The organism is Nocardia arizonensis (genome assembly GCF_001310275.1).
Taxonomy (GTDB): domain Bacteria; phylum Actinomycetota; class Actinomycetes; order Mycobacteriales; family Mycobacteriaceae; genus Nocardia; species Nocardia arizonensis.
Genome location: NZ_LGYZ01000102.1, coordinates 1 through 2,443 on the forward strand (window position 1 = coordinate 1; position 2,443 = coordinate 2,443).

Sequence of the window (2,443 nt, forward strand, 5' to 3'; positions counted from 1 at the left end):
CCGCACAGCGCACAGAAAGCGGCCCGTGGTGCCGAGCGGAATGCTCGGCACCACGGGCCGTTTCAGCGGGTAGGCGGGTCAGGAGATGAGCGGGGGCACCGCGCGCGGGGTGAACGCGGGCGGGGTCCCCTTGTCGCGGAACCGCCACGACGGCAACGGCGTGGGCGCGCCGTCGATCTGCTCACCGCCGCCGCTGTCGCCGCTGTTGTCGTCGCTGGTGGTGCCGTGGTCGATCAGCTCGTTCAGGGTGGCCACGACCACCTCGCGGGCGGCGGTCTCCGCGTCGCGGTACAGGGTGCCGGTCAGCGGGCCGGTCATGATCCGCACCGACCCGGTGTGCGGGAAGAACTCGCCGTCGGTGGTCACCTTCTCGTAGCGCAGCGCGATCGGCACCCACGGCACCAGCGACACCAGCACCGGCATTTGCAGCTCCCGCACGGCCTTGTCGGCGATGGCGATCCACAGCTCGAGGCTGTCGGGGGCGTGGCTGGACTCGGCGTACACCTGGTACAGAGCCGAGGCGAGGACCTTGGGGGTTGGGGTGGAGTACATAGTCGAGCACCTTTCTCAGGGGTTAGATTGAGAGGGCGGTGTCGGACTCCCCGGAGCTAAGCCCTCCGGGGATTCCGGCATCGCCCAGTTGTCAGGACGCGAGGGTGAATTTCTTGGGGGCCGTGCTGGTCTGGCGTGCGGTCCCGCCATCGGTCAACTTGACCAGGGCGTTGTGGACCGCGCCGCTGGAGCGGGCCAGGGCTTTACCGATCTGGTGTGGGGTGAACTCCTTTCCGGGGTTTTCGTGCAGGAAGTCCTCGACCTGTCCCCGCAGCGCACCGGCGGGCAGGCGTTCCACCGTCGACTCCTCGTCCGCCGTAGCCGTGTTGTCGGCCGCCGCCGGGGGTTCCGGGGCCACGGTGGCGGGTTCGTCGCCCGTGGGGGCACCTACCGCCATCTCCGCCGTGGTGTCGGGCGCGGGGTCGGCCGGGGCCGCCTGCTCGGCAGGCGCGGCCGGTTCGGGCACAACCGGTTCCGGGGTCGCCGGTTCGGCCGGTGCGGGATCCGGTTCGGCCGGTGCGGTGTCCGCCACTTCGGTCACGGCGGGCGCGGCCGGGGCCGGTTCGGGTTTCGCTCCGGCGGTCCAGCGCTTCCCGGCCCGGGGCTTGCCCGGGTCGGTGGCCGCCCACGCGGCCCCGGCGAGTTCCCATTCCGTCAGTAGATGCCGCGCCGGATTGGTTCCGATGGCTGCCAGTTCCGCCAGCTCGGCGGTGGTGCTGGCGGGGTGGGTTTCCAGCGCCTCCCACAGCGCCCGAGCTTCGGCGCTGTGCAGCGCGGGCACCTCCGCCGCCGACACCGTGGCGGGTTCGGGTGCGGGCTCGCTGGTTTCGGGCGACGGGTCGACCGGTTCGGCCGTCTCGGGCGAAACCGGTTCCGGCGTGGCGGGTTCGGCCGGGTCCGTGTCGGCGGGCGCGGCGGGGGCCGGGTCCGGTTCGATGGTGGCGGGTGCGCCCGTGCCCTGGGTCCAGGTCTTGGCGGCCCGGGGCGATTCGGGGTCGGTGTGTGACTGTGCGCACCCGGCGGTTTCCCACTGGGCCAGCAGACGCCGGGCGGTGGTCTGTCCGATCCCGGCGATGTCGGCCAGCGCGGCGGTGGTGCTGTCAGGGTGGGCGCGCAGCGCCGCCCACAATGCCCGGTTGCTGTCGCGGCGCAGCACCGGCACGACAGCCGACCGCGTGCCGTGTTCCGGGGCGGGTGTGGCCGTTTCCGTGGCTACGGCGGCGTTCTTGGTTTTCGACATGGGGGGTTCCTTCCAACAATGGGTTTGGTGAATTCGGTGATGTCCCGGTTGGGACGGAATGCGCACCGATCGGGGCGATTTCCCCGGGTGGTCGGTGCCGTTCCGGTTTCCATGACCGCTCGATAGGGCGTGTGATGTCAAGCGAAATGTCGAAATTCGTTCCGGTCCCGAATTCCTCTCGTCCGATTCCGTAATGGGCTCAGCCAGAATGGAATTCGACTCGCGTCATTCGGCTCGCGAGATGCGAGGGCGCCTCGCGCCGGCGGCCTCGCCGCGGGCACTGTGGCGCGCGAGTCGCGCGGACTCGACGCCCGAGTCGGTCACGGGTGCGCCAGCGACGAGTCGGCCGTATCGGTGCCGGGCTCGCCGGTGTCGTCCTCGGCGGACTCGTTGCTCGTGGGTGCGGCACGCTGGGTGTCGAGGGCCTCGCGCAGTCGTCGCCCGCCGCCGGTCAGCTCGTAGTCCACGTGGTGGTCGAGTTCCCAGCTGTCGGCGCACTCGACGCAGAGGGTGTAGCCGTGGTGGCAGCGGCGCGGGTTGCGTACCAGCAGGATCCGGCCGGGCGGGTGGTCGCGGTCGCGCAGCCTCACCACGACGTAGGCGTTGCCGCTGAGTTTGGCTCCCGGTTTGATGACGCCGTCCTCGTCGTGG

General features: G+C 71.1%; 3 protein-coding genes. All 3 read right to left on the reverse strand.

Annotated elements, in window-relative coordinates:
• Positions 1–78 precede the first annotated feature (78 nt).
• A complete protein-coding gene (locus APZ21_RS23905) occupies positions 79–552 on the reverse strand; it encodes a hypothetical protein (protein ID WP_019045695.1) in 474 nt (157 codons plus the stop codon).
• 91 nt (positions 553–643) lie between these two features.
• Positions 644–1,792, reverse strand: a complete 1,149-nt coding sequence (locus APZ21_RS23910; protein ID WP_054815561.1) for a hypothetical protein — start codon at positions 1,790–1,792, stop codon at positions 644–646.
• Between the two features lie 320 nt (positions 1,793–2,112).
• The coding region (locus APZ21_RS34865; protein WP_162240381.1) for a hypothetical protein at positions 2,113–2,443 on the reverse strand (331 nt) is incomplete at its 5' end.

What these genes read in the sequence shown, in the direction of transcription:
- APZ21_RS23910 (WP_054815561.1), bottom strand. Translation starts at nt 1,792, where the DNA reads ATGTCGAAAACCAAGAACGCCGCCGTAGCCACGGAAACGGCCACACCC.
- APZ21_RS23905 (WP_019045695.1), bottom strand. Translation starts at nt 552, where the DNA reads ATGTACTCCACCCCAACCCCCAAGGTCCTCGCCTCGGCTCTGTACCAG.